Below are 18,916 nucleotides of genomic sequence, written 5' to 3' on the forward strand. Positions count from 1 at the left end.
TCCTCGGCAGTGTGATGAACGACAATGCCGAACACTGTCACATGCCTCGGGAAAGCCTCGCAACCCTTGCGCGGCAAACGTCGTTAAACGCGAAACGCGCCAATCAGCTGCTTGAGTTCGACCACCTGCGCCGACAGTTGGCGGCTGGCGTGTTCGGTCTGGTTCGCGCCATTGGCCGTGCGCTCACCCGCCAGATTGATCTCGACGATGTTTTGGTCGATGTCATGAGCTACCGCAGTCTGTTGCTCCACAGCCGCGGCGATCTGCTGATTCTGATCGACGATCATGCCCACCGCATCGAGGATATTTTCCAGCGCCTGCTGCACCTGCTCGGACTGCCCGACCGTGTTGCTGGCGACCTCATGACTCACGCCCATGGCTTTCACCGCCGCGCCGACTCCGCCTTGCAGATGAGCGATCATCTGCTCGATTTCCTCAGTGGATTGCTGAGTGCGTCGCGCCAGCGTGCGAACCTCGTCGGCCACCACCGCAAAACCCCTGCCCTGTTCGCCAGCGCGGGCGGCCTCGATGGCGGCGTTGAGCGCCAGCAGGTTGGTCTGTTGCGCGACGCTCTTGATCACGTCCAGCACCCGGCTTATCGACAGGCTGTCGCTTGCCAGTTGATTGATCACCAGCACCGATTGATCGATCTCACTGGCCAGACGCGCGATGCTGCCCTGTTGAGACTGCACCAACCCTCGCCCGTTTTCCGTTTCCTGGTTGACGCTGTGCGCGCTGCTGACCGCCGCTGCGGCGCTGCGCGCGACTTCCAGCGAAGTCGCGCTCATCTGGTTCATCGCGGTCGCCACCTGCTCGATCTGGCTGCGTTGCCCGGCCACTGCCTGATTGCTGCTGGCAGACACCGACTCAACCTGCGCCGACTGTCGCTCGACCTCGGCCACGGTCTGGCCCACCCGTTCGATCAGGTCGTGAATCTTTGCCACCGTGCCGTTGAATACGCGCCCAAGCTCGCCCAACTCGTCACGGCTGTGCGCAGTGAAACTCACGGTCATGTCGCCCGCTGCCACCTTGTCCATCACCGCCCCAAGGCGCCGCAACGTCGTGCGGGTCGAGGCATAGAAGCCACCGTAGAGATAACCGATCAGCAAAAACACGCCTGCGAGCGCCGAGACCAGGAGGATCATCTGCTGACGCTTTTCCACCAGCCGCGCCTGCAACTGCACGTCGATGAACTTCACCGTCGCGGCGTTGAGTTGGTAGGTGTGCGCCATCAGGCCCGTGACGCTTTCGTAAAAACTCTGCCATGGAGCGTCCAGGGTTTCGGCCATCACCACTTGCTCATCGAACAGCTCGCTGGCCTGCTTCAATGAGCCATGGCTGGCCTTCGCGGCGGTATCGAGGGCCGCGCGCGCGGAGGCGCTATTGCCCAGGGCGTCCTGCAGTTTCAGCGCGTAATCGGCCTGAAGTTTTTCCAGCTTTTGCAGCAAGTCATCGAAGCGCGTGCTCGCGGCGGAGTTGAGCTGCCCCTGCCCCAGCGAATACGAGCCCATCGTGCGGCCGTCGCCCAGGGTTTGCGTGACCTGTGCGGTGATGCCGGTGATGAGCTCGCCAAGCTGGCGGATGTCACTGTTGTCGTCTTGGGAGAGCCCGGCCTGGCTGGCGATGACTTTGCTGAACGTCTGCGCCTTGTTCAGCAGTTTCTCCATCATGCCGCTGCGATTCTGCAGGCTGGATTCGGTTTGCTGAGCCTTGAAATCCGCGATCAGCTCATCGCGCTTGGCATTGAATGCGCTGACTTGGACGGCGTCTTCGGTGACTGGTTTGAGAGAGGTCAAGGTGCTGAGAATGGTGGATTCGAGCGTCGCGACCTTGCAATCGATTTCCGCCACCGGGCCAGACTGGCCGAGGACGGCATTGATTTCGATGAGGTCGGTCAGGGTCTCCAGGTCACGACGCAGATCGAGGCTGGTATCAAGCAGTTGCAGGCTTTGCTGCTCGATGCGCGTGCCGACGAATTCACGATAGGCATCGCGAACCAGATAGAAGTTGGTGACCAGCATCGGCAGGAAAAACAGGACGCTGATCAGGCTGAACTTCATGCCGAAACTCAGCCGGTTCATCAACGCGATGGCCGGATACAGAGGGCTTCTCACGAGACATCTCCCCTTTCGCTTTTATTGTTATGGGCACCGCTCTTCGGCGGTATAGCGCTAAGCCATTACCGCGAAGAGATGTATACCTGATAACGAAAGGAGGTTTTGTAAACAAAAGTAAACGAGGTATTTGCGCCTCACTCAAACGAACAAGGTGCACAACGCAAAGCCTGCATACCAGACAATCGCCGAGCGAATCAGCAGCTCCCAGAGCACATCCAGGCTGTTCACGCCCTCGACGCCCACCACCGGAGCAGGCACCTCGCCTGCCACACAACCGGCCTTGGTGATCAATGCCGAAGCGTTGATGTTCCAGTTGAGCAGCTCGCTGAGCATCACGCGGCTGACTGCAACGAAGTTGCCGACCAGTGCAAAACTCGCCGCCAGCAGGCGCACCGGCACCCAATCGAAGGCATGTCGTAGTTGAGTCGCGCGCTCGACCAGAGCCGGAGTCTTGCCATGCTCTGACGCCAACGCCAGCAAGCGATAGGCCAACGCTGCAACCGGGCCCAGCAGGAAGTACCAGAAGATCACCGCGAAGAAACCCTGATAGACCTGCCACAGCAGGTAGGTCTGCACGCCGCCCAACAGTTGCTCTTCGTTTTCTGCCTGAACCCCGAGATCACGATCGGCCACCAGCACCGCCGCCTCCTGATCGCCACGTCGGCAGGCGTCGCGGAACGAACCAAGATTGGCCTTGATATCGCCACGGCCCAAGCTGTAAATCAGCACCAGCAGGTGAATGGGCAGGGCCAGCCAGCCGTACGCCACCGAGCCGACAATCCACAACACCAGCGCCAGCAGCAACAGCGGAAACAGAATCGTCAGCGTCAGGATCCACCAGGGACGCTTCGCCGAACGGGGGTTGGACTCAAGCCGGCCGAGCTGATTCAGCCAGGGCGCATCGCGCTGAACACGCTGACGCAGGGCGGAAAATTTCTCTATCCACACTGCCAGCAGTAACACCAGAAAACTCATCACCCGCTCCTTGATTCAATTCTGCAAAGCCGAACGAAAACGCGCCCAATCAAAGCATGGACCCGGATCGGTCTTGCGTCCCGGGGCGATATCGCTGTGCCCGGTAATTCGTTGTGAAGTGATCGCCGGCCAGGCCGACTGCAACTGTCGGGTCAGGGCGATCAGCGCGTCATATTGGGCGTCGGTGAACGGCTGCTCATCAGTGCCTTCCAGCTCGATGCCGATGGAGAAGTCATTACAGGTTTCACGGCCATCGAACAGCGAAACCCCCGCATGCCACGCGCGATCCAGACAGGAGACGAACTGCGTCAGCTCGCCATCACGCTCGATCAGAAAATGCGCGGACACCCGCAGCTCGGCAATGCTTTCAAAGTAAGGGTGCTCTGTGACGTCCAGCCGGTTCTGGAAGAACGCCTGAACCTTGCCGGTCTTGAACTGCGCAGGCGGCAGGCTGATGTTGTGGATCACCAGCAGCGAGATCTCGGCTTCGGGGCGAGCGTTGAAATTGGGCGAGGGGCAATGATGCGCGCCGTGGCACCAGCCCGTGGCAGGGTCCAATCGCATGAAGGGTCCTTAAAGCATGAAATCGACAGCGGCCAGTATGCCCGCGATGAGGAAGGAAGTGGGGAGCGAAGTGGGATCCGGCTGTTGCGATCGCCTGTAGCAGTCCGGTTTGCCGGCGCTGAGGGCTATGAATCGCCGCTGCTGGCAAACCGAACACCACCAAGCTAATTGCTAGAAGCGCGCTTATTCGATTTACCCTTTGAGCTTGCGCAGATTGCCCAACACCGACTCCAGCGCACGATCGAATAGCAGCGAGTCGTCCAGCACCCGAATAGCCCCGCGACGAAACTCGACGGCCAGGCCCATACGGGTTTTCTCGAGGACCTTCATGCCGGTGCGATTGACGAACACATAGCGCCCGCTTGGCTCGACGATGGCCGCGAGTTTGCAGCGCAGTTTGTGGTCTTCATCCTCTTGAAGCTCGACCCAACTGCCCAGTCGCAGTTTGTCAACCTGCATCAGGCCCTCATCGTTCTCGGGCAGGTGCAGCAAAGGCTCACTGACGACTTGCTCACCCGGGGCCACCAGCACGATCTCTTCCACCACCGCCATCATCGACGGCCCATTGCCGGACTCGTTGACGGGTATTTCATCCGGTGCACCCGGCGCTTGGGCCACGTGATTGAAAGCCTGCACATGCAAGGCTTCGAGCTGGCTGAAAAATTCGCTGGTGGCAAACGGATCGAACGCCGCGCTGCTCAGACCGTCGCGCAGAGACTTGAGCAAACCTGGCACCAGCTCCAGCAGACGCTGACGCGCATCCGGCTCGGCATGGGGTTCAACGCTCCAGATCAAGTCGTCCATCGCCTGCAAGCCAGCCTTCCACTCGCCGGACTCCTCGCCATGCTTGAGGCAGGTGAGCAACAGCACCTTGCTCCACGCCTCCTGCAGCAGGCGCACGACCACCTCAGGCAGGGTTTTGCCCAGCAGACGATCATTGAGCGCCTGCTGAACCCGCTGCCGCGCCAGTTCGGCCAGCGCACGGCCTTCTTCGGCATCACGGGTGCGCTGTTCGAGCAGTTCGCTGCGACGGCGCTCATCGCTGGTGAACGCGAGGAAATCCACCAGCAGCTCGGTGAAAATCGCCGGGTCGTCGACAAAGTCATGCAACAGGCGCTGCACGATCTGATCGATGCGCGTGTACAGCGAGTCCCGTTGACTGTCATCACGACCGCCCCAGCCCAACGCCGCCGAAGCAATCTCGTTCAGCAGCCGACGCGCCGGATGGCTACCACGGCTGAAAAAGCTCTTGTCGATGACCGCGACTTTGAGCATCGGAATCTGCAAACGGCCAATCAGCGCCCGCAGCGAACTCGGCAGATTGCGGTCGTCAAGGATGAACTCGAAGAGCATCGAGATCAGGTTGATCACGTCTTCGTCGATGGTTCCGACGGTGCGGAATTTGCCGCTGCGCGCACTCACTCGGCCAATCAGCTGCTCCAACTGCGAACGCAGGTCGAAGTCATCCGGGTTTTCGGCCCGGGGCACGTATTGCTGCAGATGAGACAGCAGACGCAGCAGGTCCTGACTCGAAATCGGCCGGGCTTCGGCGGCGTTGTCCGGACGTGGCGTCAGATTGCCGCGCACGTACACCAGCAACTCCTGCAACGCCGAAAAGACCTCCTGCACGCTCTTGTCGAGCTTCTCGGCTGCCTGAACCATCGCCGCGCTATCGGCTCTTTGCGCCTCGGTCGCCGCCGCTACGCTGGCCCGGTCGGTCGAGCGCCGCGAAGGCAGGACTTTCAGATCCGGCAAGACACCCGCCGCGATCAGCAGCAGGTTGGCTTCGTCATACAATTGGTCAGCGTTGGACAGCGCGTACTTCTCGAACAGCTTGAGAATGATCAGCTTGACCTTGATCTCGACGCCAAGGCTACGCCCGGCCTGCAAGAAAAAGTCGCACAGCAGTGTCGGACCCAACGGATTGGTTTCGTCAGTCAGAGGCTGCGGAATCAGTTCGTTCAGGCGCGTGGTCAGTTGGCTCAGGGCAACGCCGTCGCGGTTCATGACCTTGGTCACCATGGAGTCGACGGCAACAGTACGCTCCAGATCATCGTTATGAACCAGCGCGAGTTTGTCGAAGGAGACAGGTTCGGAAAGGATAGGCTCGGCGATCTCGTAGTTGCCGAGACGCAAGAAGGCTTCGAAGAATTTGTCGAGGAAGTTGCGCTCGATGCTCTTTCGCTTCAGGCGCAGGTCGCGCATGGCTTCGAAAAAAATGTTCTGTTCGGCGTTGTTGTGCGCGCGATCCGCCATTTCAAATAGCGTGTCGTCAGCGTTGTCGAACAACGTCTGCAGGCTCTCCTTGAGCTGCTGGGCGGCCTTGTCGCGCACCTGCAACAGAACGACGGGCAGCCGAGCGACAGGCGAAGACCCGGAATGATCCGGGCTCGTCTTGCTCAGAGGCACCACCTTATTGTCGTTCTGCATCAAGGACTCCTTTGATCACTCACAACAGCCACTGCAACAGCCACAACCTGATCGCAAACGGAGGAAAGACCTCCACTTGGTCAGCGCTCGAATTTGTAGTCCCTGGGGTGTACAGGCGGACGTCAAAGCTATGACGTCAAATACAAGGCGAATTATGTTTTAAATGCGGCCCGCTCGCCAGCGGACTCTTCGCCTTGTTTGGAATAGTAGGAGTTGGCAAAGCAGCATGTGCAGCGATAGACCGCGAAAATCGCAATCTGTCGCATCAGGGGCAAAAAAACCGACAAAGTGCAGGCCATGCACTCAGATGAAGGGTACGACGCAGGTGGGTTGGTACAGTCGACTGCCTTATACTCGGGCCACTTAGTAAGTGGAGCCCGATATGCCGAATCTACGTCTTGCCACGCTGACCGCTGAAATCGAAGCCAACGTACGCCGTGCGTTGCTTGAAGACGTCGGCACCGGCGACATCACCGCGCAGCTGATCCCCGCCGAGCGCCTGGCCAAGGCCACCGTCATCTCTCGCGATGCCGCGGTGATCGCCGGCACCGCCTGGGTCGACAGCGTGTTTCGCCAGTTGGACCAGCGCGTAGCGGTGCATTGGCAAGTCGCCGACGGTGAGCGGGTCAAACCCAATCAGGCGCTGTTCCACCTCGAAGGCCCTGCCCGCTCCCTGCTGACCGGCGAGCGCAGCGCGCTCAACTTCCTGCAGATGCTATCCGGCGTCGCGACACGCTCGCAGCATTACGCCGATATGGTCGCCGACACCCAGGTCAAACTGCTCGACACCCGCAAAACCCTCCCCGGCCTGCGCCTGGCGCAGAAATACGCCGTCACCTGCGGCGGTTGCCACAACCATCGCATCGGCCTGTTCGACGCCTTCCTGATCAAGGAAAACCACATCGCTGCCTGCGGCGGCATCGCCGAAGCGATCACCGCCGCGCACAAAATCGCCCCCGGCAAACCGGTAGAAGTCGAAGTCGAAAGCCTCGACGAACTCAAACAGGCCCTCGACGGGGGCGCCGACATCATCATGCTCGACGAACTGAGCCTGGACGACATGCGCGAAGCCGTCCGCCTCACCGCCGGCCGCGCCAAACTCGAAGCCAGCGGCGGCGTCACCGATGCCACCTTGCGCACCATTGCCGAAACGGGTGTGGACTACATCTCGATCGGCACGCTGACCAAGGATGTGAAGGCGGTGGATCTGTCGATGCGGTTGAGTATTTGATCGGTAGCGTTTCGGAAATGTAGAAACGAAAAAGCCCGGTCCTGATAAGGGGCCGGGCTTTTTGTGTTTCTTGGTGCCGAAAACAGGAATCGAATAATCGGCATCTAAGCCCCGTACTACCTATAAAATCTCAGTCTCATATAAATAAAAGGTACTCATTTAGGTACTTGATGAGCCTCGGTGAGCTGCCAGCACCTTGAAGCTTAGCGCTGAGCAAACGTAACGGCATGTAGAGGATATTCTGATGCGATCCGCTAAAGGCCCTGATCATCAGATTCTGAGCAGCACCACGCGTTATGCGAACGCGTGGCGCACAACGAAAAAACCCGCCAGTTAGGCGGGTTTTTTCGTTTATCATCTGTCCTCGGGGGGGAGGCTTTGCCCGCAAGTCCCGTGGCTAGTGATTACGAATACTAAGGATGATCGCCCGTGTCGTCAATGCAGGTAGCTGTAGTACAAATCGCGGGGGCCGTGAGAAATACGCTTTCCGCCGCAAGACTAGGGACTTATGAAGCCATCGCAGCGGCTGCTGGCCGAGATGCAGAAGCAGCGGTCGCTCTGTATGCTTGGAATGCACAGATATCCGGTGCGCTGCTACCCCCTTTGCATCTCTGTGAGGTAGCAATACGAAACGCTGTCTCGGACGCTCTGGAGGCGCTTTACGGAGCCCGTTGGCCATGGAACCCTACCTTTGAGCGAAGCTTACCTCGGCAAAGTGGGCCAGGTTACAACGCGCTAGCCGACCTGCAGCAAGTCAGAAACAAGGCGACGTCCACTGGCCAAGTGATAACCGAACTCAAATTCGTGTTCTGGGAAAAAATGTTCACGAGCCGCCACGACGGTCGAGTGTGGAACCCCCATCTATTGCGCGTCCTGCCGAACCTAGATCAGACGAAAACCGTCGCCGCGCTGCGACTAGAAATTCACAATGATCTAAACAACATCAGGCTGCTACGCAACCGCATCGCGCATCATGAGCCGGTTCTACAGCGCAATCTGCAGAACGACCTCGGCATCATCACGCGCCTGGTGGAGTCGCGATGCCAAGTCTCCTCAGGCTGGATGATGGGATTTCAGCAGGTCCAGTCGCTAATCGGTACCAAGCCCTTCTGATTCAGAGAAGACGAACAGGCTGCGGATGCACCCGCTGCGCGAAGCTGAAACAAAAAAACCGCCAAAAAGGCGGTTTTTTGTTTACTCTCATCTGTCCTCGGGGGGAGGCTTACGCCCGCAAGTCCCGTGGCTAGTGGATAAAAATATACCTAGAAAGGCCCTTCACGTCAACCAGCCCCGCAGTCGCTCATCGAGTGGAAAGACAGCTGCGCTCGACCGGCGAAGCAATGGCAACCGCGTAGGCAAGCCTAGCTCGTAGGCAACCGGCTGCTCCCCCAGGCACGGTAGCACCAAGCTTGAGCTGGCAACTGCTGCTAAACGACACTTGATCTAGGGAAGGCGTCCTGAAGAAGTGAAGATGCCATCCCGGCCCCAGCCCAGATTTTCCTCGACAATCAGTCGTCACTGAGGTCAGAGATAGTGCCTAAGCCCCATAGGTGCCACTTCTCCGCAAAATTTCCTCCGAGCGCTGCTTTCCAACCATATCCGCGAAACCTCGGAGCTTGTTAAAATCATGTACAGTTGGGCTCCTACAGGAGCATGAGGTTGCAGGCGAACCAACCACTTTTGTGCAGCCGGTTATGATGCTGATTAGCTTTGTCAGAGATCAGTCCGGTTTTCGATCATTATCCATGGATAGACCGATTATGTCCTCGAATGAGCTGGACGGTGCTGAACGTACTGACCCCCAAGCAGACCGTCTTCCTTCATCAGGTGAGAGCCCTGAGAAAGTGGAAGCTCCGAGTACAGTTGTCACGTCTGCTTTCGCATCCAACGATCCTTCGGAAAATTCAGACACGCCAGCAGAGCCAGTTGGGACGAAACAGCATACGCCCGAAATCACGGAAAGCGCCGCAAAATCCGCCCCCTTGGTAGAGCCTAGCCTGCTTAAACCCGACGATCGCGAAAAAATATCTGACCAATGGGTAAATGTAGCCTCGAAGAAAATCGAAAACGACCAAAAAACATTTCATCGAAAAGTACTAACTCGCGTTAGCGCCAAGAAGGTGACCTTTAAAAATGTCTCTTTCTTTCAAACCGTATTCGACACCTGTTACTTCAGCTACTGCGTCTTCGATTCCTGCAATTTTATAGGATGCAGATTCGTCGCATGCAACTTGAATCAATCTACCTTTCCTGGCTGCAAGTTCGATTACACAATTTTCGAACGCACTCAAGTTGATGATGAAATCCTGAGCGCAGCCCCAGAGCGCAACAATCTTAAATTAAAATTTGCACGCACTCTGCGGATGAACTATCAACAAATCGGTGACGCCAAATCTGTTAACCGAGCAATTGTCGTAGAGCTCGAAGCCACAGAAATATTCTTGAAAGAGTCTTGGAGCAGCAATAGCGACTACCACAGAAAAAAATACGTCGGTTTGTCTCGAGTATGGCAATTTTTCAAATGGGTGGAGTTTAAGACGTTAGATTTTGTATGGGGCAATGGCGAGAGTGTTGGAAAACTGCTTAGGTCAATAGCCTGGGTAGTTTTCGTAGTAGGCATTATAGACATGGCTTACTCCACCGGCGCGAAGCCGTTTACAGGTTTCCTGCAGAGCTTCGTAACTGCCCCCGCATTATTCCTAGGCGTGAAGGCTCTACCAGACTCAATTCCGCCACTGCTATCCGCTGGCATTTCTGCCTTACGGCTACTCGGCTTTGCCTTCTTAACGGCCATTTTAGTCAAGCGGTTCGGGAGGCGGTGATGCATATATACGCCTTTGGATCGGTGTGTCGAGGTGAGATCGATCAAGGATCAGATGTAGATATGCTGGCATGTGTCAGCGATGACGCATGCCCAATTGATGGCCAACAGTATTCAATATATACCTACGATAAGCTTCGTGAGCTGTGGCTCTCCGGGAATCCCTTCGTATGGCATCTTCACTTGGAGTCGAAGCTGGTTTTTAGCTCTGACGGCAGAGATTTTTTAGCCGAGCTCGGGGCGCCCCAAAAATATATCAATATCGAGTCCGATCTTGAGAAATTTACGGAACTATTCAATAGCTCTAGCATTGCGCTATCAAATAGCCTAGACAACGCCATTTTCAATATATCGTGCGTTTTCCTGGCAGTGCGCAATGCAGCAATGTGCTATTCCCTCCATGTTGGACAGCCCGAATTCTCACGCCGCTCCGCTCTAAACATAACCCCTGCGCTAGAAATACCTCATGAGATATATAGTACTCTAATTAGAGCAAGACTGCTATCCTCTCGTGGGCATGGCACCCTCATCTCAAAAACAGAAATACTTGCCGTGATAGATCAAATCAAAACAATTCATTCCTGGTTAGATTGCCTGGAGAAAAGCCAAAATGAAAAGTGAGTTTAATAATCGCATCAATGCCCAGCGAGAAGTTATTAGTACCATAAATAAGCTTGGCTGGAATGAAGAGCTGCTAGGCCTATCCTCAGGTGGTATTGCACGCTGGGCGCTAGCCAACCGCATTTCCATGGACGACCCACTTCACACGCTCGTAGTCAGGGCTGCAGAAAAATTGTTCTTCTTGGCCAATAAGAGCCAAGAACAGATAACCGATGAATACCGGAATCTTTCGACTGAAGTGACAGAGTTAATTCTTCAGATAAAGAAAGCAGCTATGGCCCGCTGATCGTCGCTTCAACGGGCTTCCGAAAATTACTAGTTACAAACAGCGGCAGCCTTGATCTCGCTCAAACCTAGCGTTCTCTACAAGCACCATAATATGGTGTTGCAATAAAAATGGAGATCAGCACTAAAGCTTCAAAATCCGCAACCCATCAGCAGCTATTTTTGACCGGCAAGTAAACCATATGCTTGCCGACCACAAGCTAGACCGCTACCGAGTTATATTTTCCCGGCCATCTGCCGTGCATAATTCCGATCACTCAGATCTTTCTTAGGATCAGCCCTCACCCAAACAGTCGCTTTATCACAGCTCAAGCAAGTGATAATGGTTCTGTCGCTATTTAGTGAGTACAGTTTCGCACTAGATCCTTCTCCGACCGTCAAGCCGGCATCTGTCACCTCAAATCCTGGAATCTCATAGCTAAGGCGATCCATTGTTTCATATTTAAAAGTCCAAACTCTGATCTGCTTACTGCGCCAGACACCCATGATAGTCAAAGGATCATGCTTCGTGGTCCGCTGATAAACCCAATCGCCTTCGAACGGGGCAAGCTTTTGAGCCTCTGTATCGCGCCGCCCCTTCTCTAACGCTTCCTTCTGAATTTTCTCCAGCTCAGCGTTCAACGCTTCTTCTCTTTTACGGGCCTGTTCTTTGAGCAATTGGTCTACATCGTACGGCCCTTTAGGATCGTAATTCCAGACAAGCTCATCCGCCCTCATGCCGAGCACCTTACAGTTGAGGCAGTCCAAGCTCCGCTCATCAACGTTACGCTTCATAACAAGTCGTAACGAGCTATTTTTATCGTCAAGAAGGAGTTTCCCATCCTTTTGCGAAACCTTGAGCTTACCAACCGGTTTGATACCAGTCGCGACAATATCTGCGAAGAGCTCTGCCTGATCACCATGGATATTCAGCACCATAGCGCCTTTTGAGCTTGACTCTTGATATCTGTAAGCCCCAGTGAAATCCTCGCCACCGCATCCACTAATGACGGCACAGGCAACAGCCACTGAAGCAGATTTAAACAGCGTACGCATAACGTTCTTCCGTTGAGTAATTATCGCCTAAGGGCGATGCGTCACAGAGCGATACCACTTTAACATCACCGATCTAGGTGATGTGGTTCCATGTGGTTGAGTTGCGCGATAAAGAACTCGGCGCGAAATTCGTCCAGCCGCATCAGCATCGGCATACGGTACAAGCGCAGGACGTTACCCTCTCTGGCGATGAGCACAGACCGCGCAACAGAGGCCGACCACCTCATAGCTGGAAACAAACAGCTCACGATAACCAACTCGTCTAGATTTGCGCGCATCATTGATTGCGCCCCCTGCGCTCTAGCCACTCAGCCAAAACCCACAGCGCCACCCCCACCACCCACAGCACTCCAAGGAGCCAAGGCGGTACCGGCCAGTGAGAACTCACACAAAAGCCCGCAGCCGCAAGGCCTAGACACACTAGAACTGTTCTCATATGGAGCGTCTCCTACCAGGGTGAGCGGTCACGCTATCCGATGATTTCGCGTGTCATCGCCCCGCCAGAAAAAATCGTCAACACCCACCTTGGAGATTGGCGGTTGCACGCTGGAGGGACTTGAGCTGCATTCAGGGACGCCCTGACACCTCGGCGATGACTGACTGGGGACTCTCAGTGGTTTTTTGACGTTTCCCGGTTGATGCGTCGGTGAAACGCAGGGGCGAACGACGCCCGGCCAGGTAATCTCGCACTCCAGCCAAAGCCCCCTCAGGGTTTCACAGGGCACTGTCTGGGTAAGGCTCAGGTCCCGCGCATGGAATGCGCGGTTTGTCGCTGAATGCCTAAGGTGTAGTGATGGAGGGTTGTGCTGGCGTGCCCCACCTTCGGTGACGTCGCCGCCAGCACCAGGACGATCAGCGCCGCCCCTCTTACCCGAAAAATATTCCATAGATTACCGCGGCACTTGGATCTGCGTGTCGCATGGGAACTATGGCATAGCCATTTAGCTGAAACGTGCTGGGATGTTGCTCTGCACCGGCTAGACGGTGCTGGCTGCGAAAGATTTCTTGAATACAGCTATATCTTTATTGAGACTACTCATCTGATCAACCAGCATCGCCTGCCTTGCTTCTAGAAGGTAAATTTTAAGTGGCATGGCTAGACTAATGTCATAAATACTCGGGACAGCAGAAGCTTCTACAGACTGCAACACAACATCATCTTCGGTGACGTTATCTACGAGGTAGATCAGTCGTTCTGTACAGCCAGCCAAACCAAACGCTAGATACAAACCCTTAACAACACCCGAAACGTTAATTCTCTTCCCTCCGTCCTCCCCGGGAAGAAAGCTACCCATTTTTATTTTCTTACCCCTCCGATAAGCTATCCCGCCCCATAGCGTTTTCCTGCTGAACTCAGGGACGCTACTAGCAAAAGGATTATTAATACAACCTTCTTCATCTATGGGTACTTTGCGCATCATCTTAAACCAAGGCAGCTAGTCGTCGAAGCAGCATAAGGATGCCCCCTTCTCCTCACAACCGAAGTCATCACAGTTACTCGATGGTGGCACCAAGTACCCTGAGATATCATGGCGACCTTAAAAAAGGACAGCAGGCTCATGAGCGAGAAACCAGATCAGGAAGATTCCCTCACCTCAGGCGTGGTGCGCAGTTTCATGTCGGAGAAGGGGTTTGGCTTCATCCAAGGAGATGATGGACGCAGCTACTTCGTTCACATCAAAAGCGTGGAAGGCGGAGAGCTATTTGACGGGCAGCCCGTAACATTTGAGGGGCAGCCAGGCCCCAAAGGATACAGAGCAGTAAGGGTCATACCGGGAGAGCGCCCCCCGCCTCCAGGCTACGCATACGAATCTCCGAACCGGTTCATTTGGACACGGGACTCAACCGCACGTGGCTTCGACACCATCTTCACCTTTGGAAGTGGCTGGGCGGAGTCGAACAACCCCAACGAAGCTAGAGCCTTGTTGGAAAAAGCTTGCATGGATCGTGGGGGCAACGCTGTCTTAAACGTACAACTTGAGAAATACAGCCGTAATGATGGCTGCTCAAACTATTACTACACCATGCACCGCTTCACTGGGGATTACGCCAATGTCCAGAAAATCGTAACCACCACAGACCAGAACTGGATAGCAGGCTGCGCTCAATGGGAGCGAGACGTCTTGGAGCGGATAGAAAATGAAAACGCCCAGCTTTCTACTCCTGACCACGCTATTACCAGCCTCGTACCACCCGGCGCATTCAAGCACGGAGCTGTCTTACTGCTGAGTTGGACAGCCACGTTCATGAAAATTTTGGGTCACGCACTGATGGCCTTCGCGAAGCTGATGCGTCGGTAGCTACATCCCCTCCCTTATCCGCACGGAATGCGATACCACCCGGCACTACCAGCATAGACCGCACTCAATCCAAATACCGGCTGGTTGTGCCCGCTATGTAACGCGCCTAAATGGCGCTTCACATAGCGGGCACAGCGGACTACCTCAATTTCGCGCAACAAATACAACGCAGCGCAGTTGCGTTGTTTGCCGATCCCTATTTTCGTAAGCTGATCAGGCACCAAGCCGTATTGCCCGGCAGTCTCGTTACCCGTGTGATTCATGGGACGAGGCAGTGGCAATGGGATCCGTCTGCGTCATCGCAGGTCGATAACCCAATGGCCACACTCGCGTCATCGCGCGTGTGACCAAACTAATTCCGACTTCACATCGGAGCCTTTAACCACCTCGGAGAAAAAACGACAACCTGCATAGTCAGCCAGACCCAATGGCAAACGCACCTGAGCGAGCAATCAGGAACCCACTCGGAGACTCCGAGTAGGCGTGAGCAGTCCCCGCCTGCATGACATGCAAAGGGGGGCGAACAGGCACACAACGAACCATCCTCGGATGGTGTGTCGCTGAACCAATAACGGTCAGGAGTTCTTACACCCGATAGAGAGAGTCCCATGAGCGAATTCGATGCGCAGAGCATTACTAAACGCCTCAAAGCCGAGTCTAGGATTCGGCGAAAACCGCGAACGTATGCCCAGCGTCGCTCGTTGCTGGACAACTACAAGTACGAACTGCTGCAACTCGACCTAGCTGGTTGCAATGGCAGCGAACTGCAACGCTGGATAGCCGAGAAGGGAATCAGGATTCAGCGCTCGACTGTGAACCGATGGTTACACCGGAATCGGCAGAGTGGCTAAGTTCGCCAAGCCTACGAAGCAGGCTGCGTCCGTAATGAAGAAGCTTCAAGGCACCCACATCCGCTCAGTGGGCACCGTCCGTAATTATGAGCAACGCTTGATACGCATCACCGCCTACCTTCAGGAGAATCGACTAGGCAGCCTCCGCGAGATGACACCTCAACGCGCAGTTGACTACCTTCAGCAACGTGCGGGGGAAGTGGGCCAGAAGACCTTGGATATGGAGCGCCAAGCCTTACAAGCAATGATGCAATACGTCACAAACCAGCTCGCTCCAGGTAAGACTCTCGAAATCATCAAGAGCACTGCGACTGCACGTCTCGGAACGAAGAAACAACCTACGCTAGGTCGCCGACTGGCCGACCAGGCAAGAGCGTACACCCGCCAACAGATGATTCTGATCGCGACTCGGCAAGCCCCCCACAATTCACTCTCCACTGAGATTGCGTACGCTGCCGGCCTCCGCGCTCATGAGTTACTGGGCCTACGCCGGACCCATCTTCAAGTACCGGATGAACGTCCTGCAAATGAAATGAAATTCTCTGGAATTCGAGAGACGACCATCAGCTACACCGTGCATGGCAAAGGTGGGCTGATCCGAGAAGTACGCGTCCCTATCCCACTGGCTCAACGCCTAGAGAGAACGCGATTGGCAGAGCCCCGGGTCGTTAAAGATCGAGGGATCAACTACCAACAATTTTATGGGATTGGAGGGGGACAGCCTTGGAGCAAAAGCGTTAGCGCAGCTTCCAAAGGTGTACTCGGCTGGTCAAATGGCGCACATGGGCTGCGGCATACATATGCTCAAGAGCGAATGGCTGCACTGCAACGTCACCTCCCCAGGAAGCAGGCTTTGGAAGTGGTGTCACAAGAAATGGGCCATTTCCGGCCAGAAATTACCGAGGTCTATCTACGTTGAGCGCCACCGTCGATCCAAATCTAGTCAGCAGCAGCGTTCTGCTCAGTCGTGGATGAGCTTCCAGTAGCAGAGAAGGGATTAGATTTGATTAGAAATAGATTAGCAGTCACTGCTCTCGCGCGCGAAGCCTTGTTCCTACTGGGCTGCAGCGCAATTTATCGCTCAAGGAAGGGGGTGATGGAACGGTAACGGCGGGGTGCCAGAACGGCATTTCATGGGTGCTGGAACGGTATCGCAGGGGTGCTGGAACGGTATCCACAGGGGTGCTGGAACGGTATCGACAGGGGTGCTGGAACGTCATGGAGAATTGCACTCCACTTGACCACCCGTTTGCATTGCCAATGACCTGTCATTTGCATCCGACGTGACCAGGCGCTTGCACGAAACTAGACCGGCGCACTGCATGCCCTAGACCGGCTGGACTCGACCCAAAAGTGACGGTGGCGACAGGCAAAAATCGGCCGAAAACGGACGCTCAATAGGATCGTACCAAGGAGCCTCGGGCGATCACGGCTGAGCCAAACTGCCGTCGATTATAGACTCTTGAGCCGCGCTAATGTCATCTGAGCCCTTAGCGCAGAACTGCACATCCCGTGTGAATGTATCTCCAAGATGGCCGATCCTAAAAACGCCGCCGGTAGCTAACCCCTGAGTCAGATGATTCTCACTTAGCTCATAGAACTCACTCAAGCAAATCCAAGTATTTTTCTGAAAGCACGTCGAACTAGCAGGAAAGAAGAAAGCAGCAAATCTGTTGGCACTTTGACAGCCAAAATCATTCCGGTAGTGGTGTCCTTGCGATGTGGTTTTGGCCACCAAGACAATCCCACTTTGCAAGTTTCCCAGTACAACCAAGTACTTGTCTTTGGTTGTACCATCAGCAAACACGAAATCTTTATGGAGATAGATCGTCCCTGGGGTCACATTATTTCCTTAGCGTAGCGACCATTTCTGCTCGATCGGCGGCGTGTCCCATAACGGCGTCCTCCTCCTGTCTACGCACAGCCATCCGGTACGGAATTTTCTGTTGCTTTCGCCCCTGAACTTCATAGATCTGATGCCATGGCAAGTTTTCTAGGTGGGTTTCCTCCACCATTTGCTCTGCGTCAGAGTTTTTAAACTGATCTGCCAGACTTTGCATGATGCGAAGCTCACGCTTCGAAAAATGCGACGGATCAAATTTGCTTAAAGCCTCGACTCGAAACATCTGCCCCTTCGCGATAGGGATGAATTCGAATGAGCAGTTCCCCTCCCAATCTTGCTCAGGACTTTTAAGCTCCTCGAAGAGGTCGGTAGGTACTGGCCCCATTGGCCACGCGAAATACTCGAGCCCGGTGACTGGCCGCCCGGTATCTCTGAAATGGGTAAAGTCTAGGAAATACAGGAGCTTAAATAGCTTCGTCTTTCCCAGTTTTCGTGTGTTTTGCGCAAAAAACTTGACCGCTTCGATAAGTTTTTCACGTTCATGGTCTATTAACATGGGTACAAGGATAGCTCACTGTGCGCTCTTGACTCTATAGCACCGGACCATTGGCTCTGCAACCGACCTTCAACGCGAATCATGATCGAGTTCATAGTCGTATTGGAGGGGCTGTGAAGCCATCGAATTGGGGCAGATGGGTCGGCTTCGGCCAGGGGCGACCGACTTACGTCGACCCTTTTACGGCCGGTCGCTAAAGCGCTGAACGGTGGAAACTCTGACGGCTATGCTCAGCCGTCGTGGAGGAGGCTATCCGTTGGAAGACTGGAATGGTATCGACAGGGGTGCAACGGTATCCGCAAGAGCATAAAACGATACAGTGCAGCTTATACGGCACGAGCAGAGGCGCGGGAGCGTTATGAGCATGCGGAGGGAGACTATCAACGCTTCTTAGCTAAATGCCGCTTCTGCGATGCACTGGGAGTTGTCACAACCTGTACTAAGTGGTTTTTGAAAAGATAGCTAAACGGCTTTCCAAAATTGGCGCTTTCTTGCCGCACCGCTTCAAGAGATCGTCGCAAATTTTGTCTGAAATCGCTCAGAGAACTTGCACAGCTTCCGCACAACCGATGCAAGGTCTCAACCTTCAGATCATATGGCCGCGCATGACTTGCATAGAAACCATGTACCCACTGCGCTAGCGGCTGGCCACGCAAAGCACGTCTTATCGACCAATCAACATCAGTGAATTGATCTTCACGAAATAAAACCCTCAGCTTAGGATTCAATCGTATTGCATACGCACGTCCACTTCGTTCGCCATGATCACGATAAACCTCATGAATCAAGCTACCTTCATATGAAATCCGGCCTAGCTTAATCTTCAAAGCAGTAGCCTTCAGACGACTGATGCTGAGATCTAGGTTGGTACGATTTTTACCGCTATCGTTTTTCCCCAAAATCTTTAATAGACGATATGCAGTGACCCTACACTCAGCCCCCCATTCCTGCGTTCTTGAGCAATGTAGCACTGCCTCCCAAACGTCCAAGTCCCCTTGATCAAGGAGGACCCCGGTATACATGACGCTGGCATCCCCTAGCGAGCTTATCTCTAACTGCTCAACGTAATGGCGCGCTCCCGTCTTCATTATCCCAAAAAGTGCTGATCGAAGGGCTACATTAGGTACACGCCGAACTGAGTCGGACCAATTTGGAAGCGATCCATACTCGACCGTCGGCTGAACCTCAACATGCTTACTCTCGTCACTCCGCTTTGCACTGATACGCTCATTGTGCTCCGCTAATATTGCATTGACGCGCCTAGCCATTGGGGGATTTGTAGTCATA

Annotated in this window: 17 protein-coding genes; 8 read left to right on the plus strand and 9 right to left on the minus strand. The window is 54.8% G+C overall.

From position 1 onward, the window contains the following. Positions 1-83: 83 nt before the first annotated feature. From BWR59_RS15985 to BWR59_RS16000, 4 genes are all read right to left on the minus strand, one after another. Positions 84-2,114, minus strand: a complete 2,031-nt coding sequence (locus BWR59_RS15985) for a methyl-accepting chemotaxis protein (RefSeq protein ID WP_081566613.1) — start codon at positions 2,112-2,114, stop codon at positions 84-86. A 141-nt stretch (positions 2,115-2,255) separates the two neighbouring features. Beyond that, complete coding sequence (gene ampE / locus BWR59_RS15990; protein ID WP_081566614.1) at positions 2,256-3,092, minus strand: regulatory signaling modulator protein AmpE; 837 nt, start codon at positions 3,090-3,092, stop codon at positions 2,256-2,258. Between the two features lie 15 nt (positions 3,093-3,107). Beyond that, positions 3,108-3,656 carry a 1,6-anhydro-N-acetylmuramyl-L-alanine amidase AmpD gene (ampD, locus tag BWR59_RS15995; RefSeq protein ID WP_081566615.1) on the minus strand — a complete coding sequence of 183 codons (549 nt, stop codon included), beginning with the start codon at positions 3,654-3,656 and terminating at the stop codon, positions 3,108-3,110. Positions 3,657-3,848: 192 nt separating this feature from the next. Further along, the gene (locus tag BWR59_RS16000; RefSeq protein WP_081566616.1) at positions 3,849-6,086 is read right to left on the minus strand and encodes a DUF1631 domain-containing protein; all 2,238 of its coding nucleotides are present in this window, start codon (positions 6,084-6,086) and stop codon (positions 3,849-3,851) included. A gap of 382 nt (positions 6,087-6,468) precedes the next feature. Between BWR59_RS16000 and nadC the strand changes: the two genes are divergently transcribed. From nadC to BWR59_RS16025, 5 genes are all read left to right on the plus strand, one after another. After that, positions 6,469-7,317 (plus strand): carboxylating nicotinate-nucleotide diphosphorylase, encoded by an 849-nt coding sequence (gene nadC / locus BWR59_RS16005; protein ID WP_081566617.1) that lies wholly within the window; start codon positions 6,469-6,471, stop codon positions 7,315-7,317. A 438-nt stretch (positions 7,318-7,755) separates the two neighbouring features. After that, positions 7,756-8,430, plus strand: coding sequence for an Abi family protein (locus tag BWR59_RS16010; RefSeq protein WP_081566618.1), 675 nt, complete (start codon positions 7,756-7,758; stop codon positions 8,428-8,430). Positions 8,431-9,077: 647 nt separating this feature from the next. Continuing rightward, a complete protein-coding gene (locus tag BWR59_RS16015) occupies positions 9,078-10,139 on the plus strand; it encodes a pentapeptide repeat-containing protein (protein ID WP_081566619.1) in 1,062 nt (353 codons plus the stop codon). After that, complete coding sequence (locus tag BWR59_RS16020) at positions 10,139-10,759, plus strand: nucleotidyltransferase domain-containing protein (protein ID WP_081566620.1); 621 nt, start codon at positions 10,139-10,141, stop codon at positions 10,757-10,759. The genes BWR59_RS16015 and BWR59_RS16020 overlap by 1 nt, the downstream gene beginning before the upstream one ends. Beyond that, entirely contained in the window at positions 10,749-11,045 is a 297-nt protein-coding gene (locus tag BWR59_RS16025; RefSeq protein WP_081566621.1) for a hypothetical protein, read from the plus strand. Before BWR59_RS16020 ends, BWR59_RS16025 begins: the two co-directional genes overlap by 11 nt. Before the next feature lie 215 nt (positions 11,046-11,260). Here BWR59_RS16025 and BWR59_RS16030 read toward each other — a convergent pair whose 3' ends face one another. Next, positions 11,261-12,079, minus strand: coding sequence for a hypothetical protein (locus BWR59_RS16030; RefSeq protein WP_081566622.1), 819 nt, complete (start codon positions 12,077-12,079; stop codon positions 11,261-11,263). A 977-nt stretch (positions 12,080-13,056) separates the two neighbouring features. Then, the gene (locus BWR59_RS16040) at positions 13,057-13,500 is read right to left on the minus strand and encodes a hypothetical protein (RefSeq protein ID WP_143490844.1); all 444 of its coding nucleotides are present in this window, start codon (positions 13,498-13,500) and stop codon (positions 13,057-13,059) included. Positions 13,501-13,638: 138 nt separating this feature from the next. On the opposite strand from BWR59_RS16040, the gene BWR59_RS16045 reads away from it, so the two are divergent. From BWR59_RS16045 to BWR59_RS16055, 3 genes are all read left to right on the plus strand, one after another. Further along, positions 13,639-14,379 carry a cold shock domain-containing protein gene (locus BWR59_RS16045; RefSeq protein ID WP_081566700.1) on the plus strand — a complete coding sequence of 247 codons (741 nt, stop codon included), beginning with the start codon at positions 13,639-13,641 and terminating at the stop codon, positions 14,377-14,379. A gap of 608 nt (positions 14,380-14,987) precedes the next feature. Beyond that, a complete protein-coding gene (locus BWR59_RS16050) occupies positions 14,988-15,230 on the plus strand; it encodes a hypothetical protein (RefSeq protein WP_081566625.1) in 243 nt (80 codons plus the stop codon). Then, positions 15,223-16,149 carry a site-specific integrase gene (locus tag BWR59_RS16055; protein ID WP_230982025.1) on the plus strand — a complete coding sequence of 309 codons (927 nt, stop codon included), beginning with the start codon at positions 15,223-15,225 and terminating at the stop codon, positions 16,147-16,149. Before BWR59_RS16050 ends, BWR59_RS16055 begins: the two co-directional genes overlap by 8 nt. A 507-nt stretch (positions 16,150-16,656) precedes the next feature. On the opposite strand, the gene BWR59_RS16060 is transcribed toward BWR59_RS16055, so the two are convergent. From BWR59_RS16060 to trfA, 3 genes are all read right to left on the minus strand, one after another. Beyond that, positions 16,657-17,073 (minus strand): hypothetical protein, encoded by a 417-nt coding sequence (locus tag BWR59_RS16060; protein ID WP_081566626.1) that lies wholly within the window; start codon positions 17,071-17,073, stop codon positions 16,657-16,659. 1 nt (position 17,074) lies between these two features. Then, positions 17,075-17,629: a Panacea domain-containing protein gene (locus BWR59_RS16065; RefSeq protein WP_081566627.1), complete on the minus strand. Its 555-nt coding sequence runs from the start codon at positions 17,627-17,629 to the stop codon at positions 17,075-17,077. Positions 17,630-18,009: 380 nt separating this feature from the next. Then, entirely contained in the window at positions 18,010-18,915 is a 906-nt protein-coding gene (trfA, locus tag BWR59_RS16070) for a plasmid replication initiator TrfA (RefSeq protein ID WP_081566628.1), read from the minus strand. Position 18,916 lies beyond the last annotated feature (1 nt).

It is taken from the genome of Pseudomonas sp. Bc-h, assembly GCF_002080045.1.
Classification (GTDB): Bacteria; Pseudomonadota; Gammaproteobacteria; order Pseudomonadales; family Pseudomonadaceae; genus Aquipseudomonas.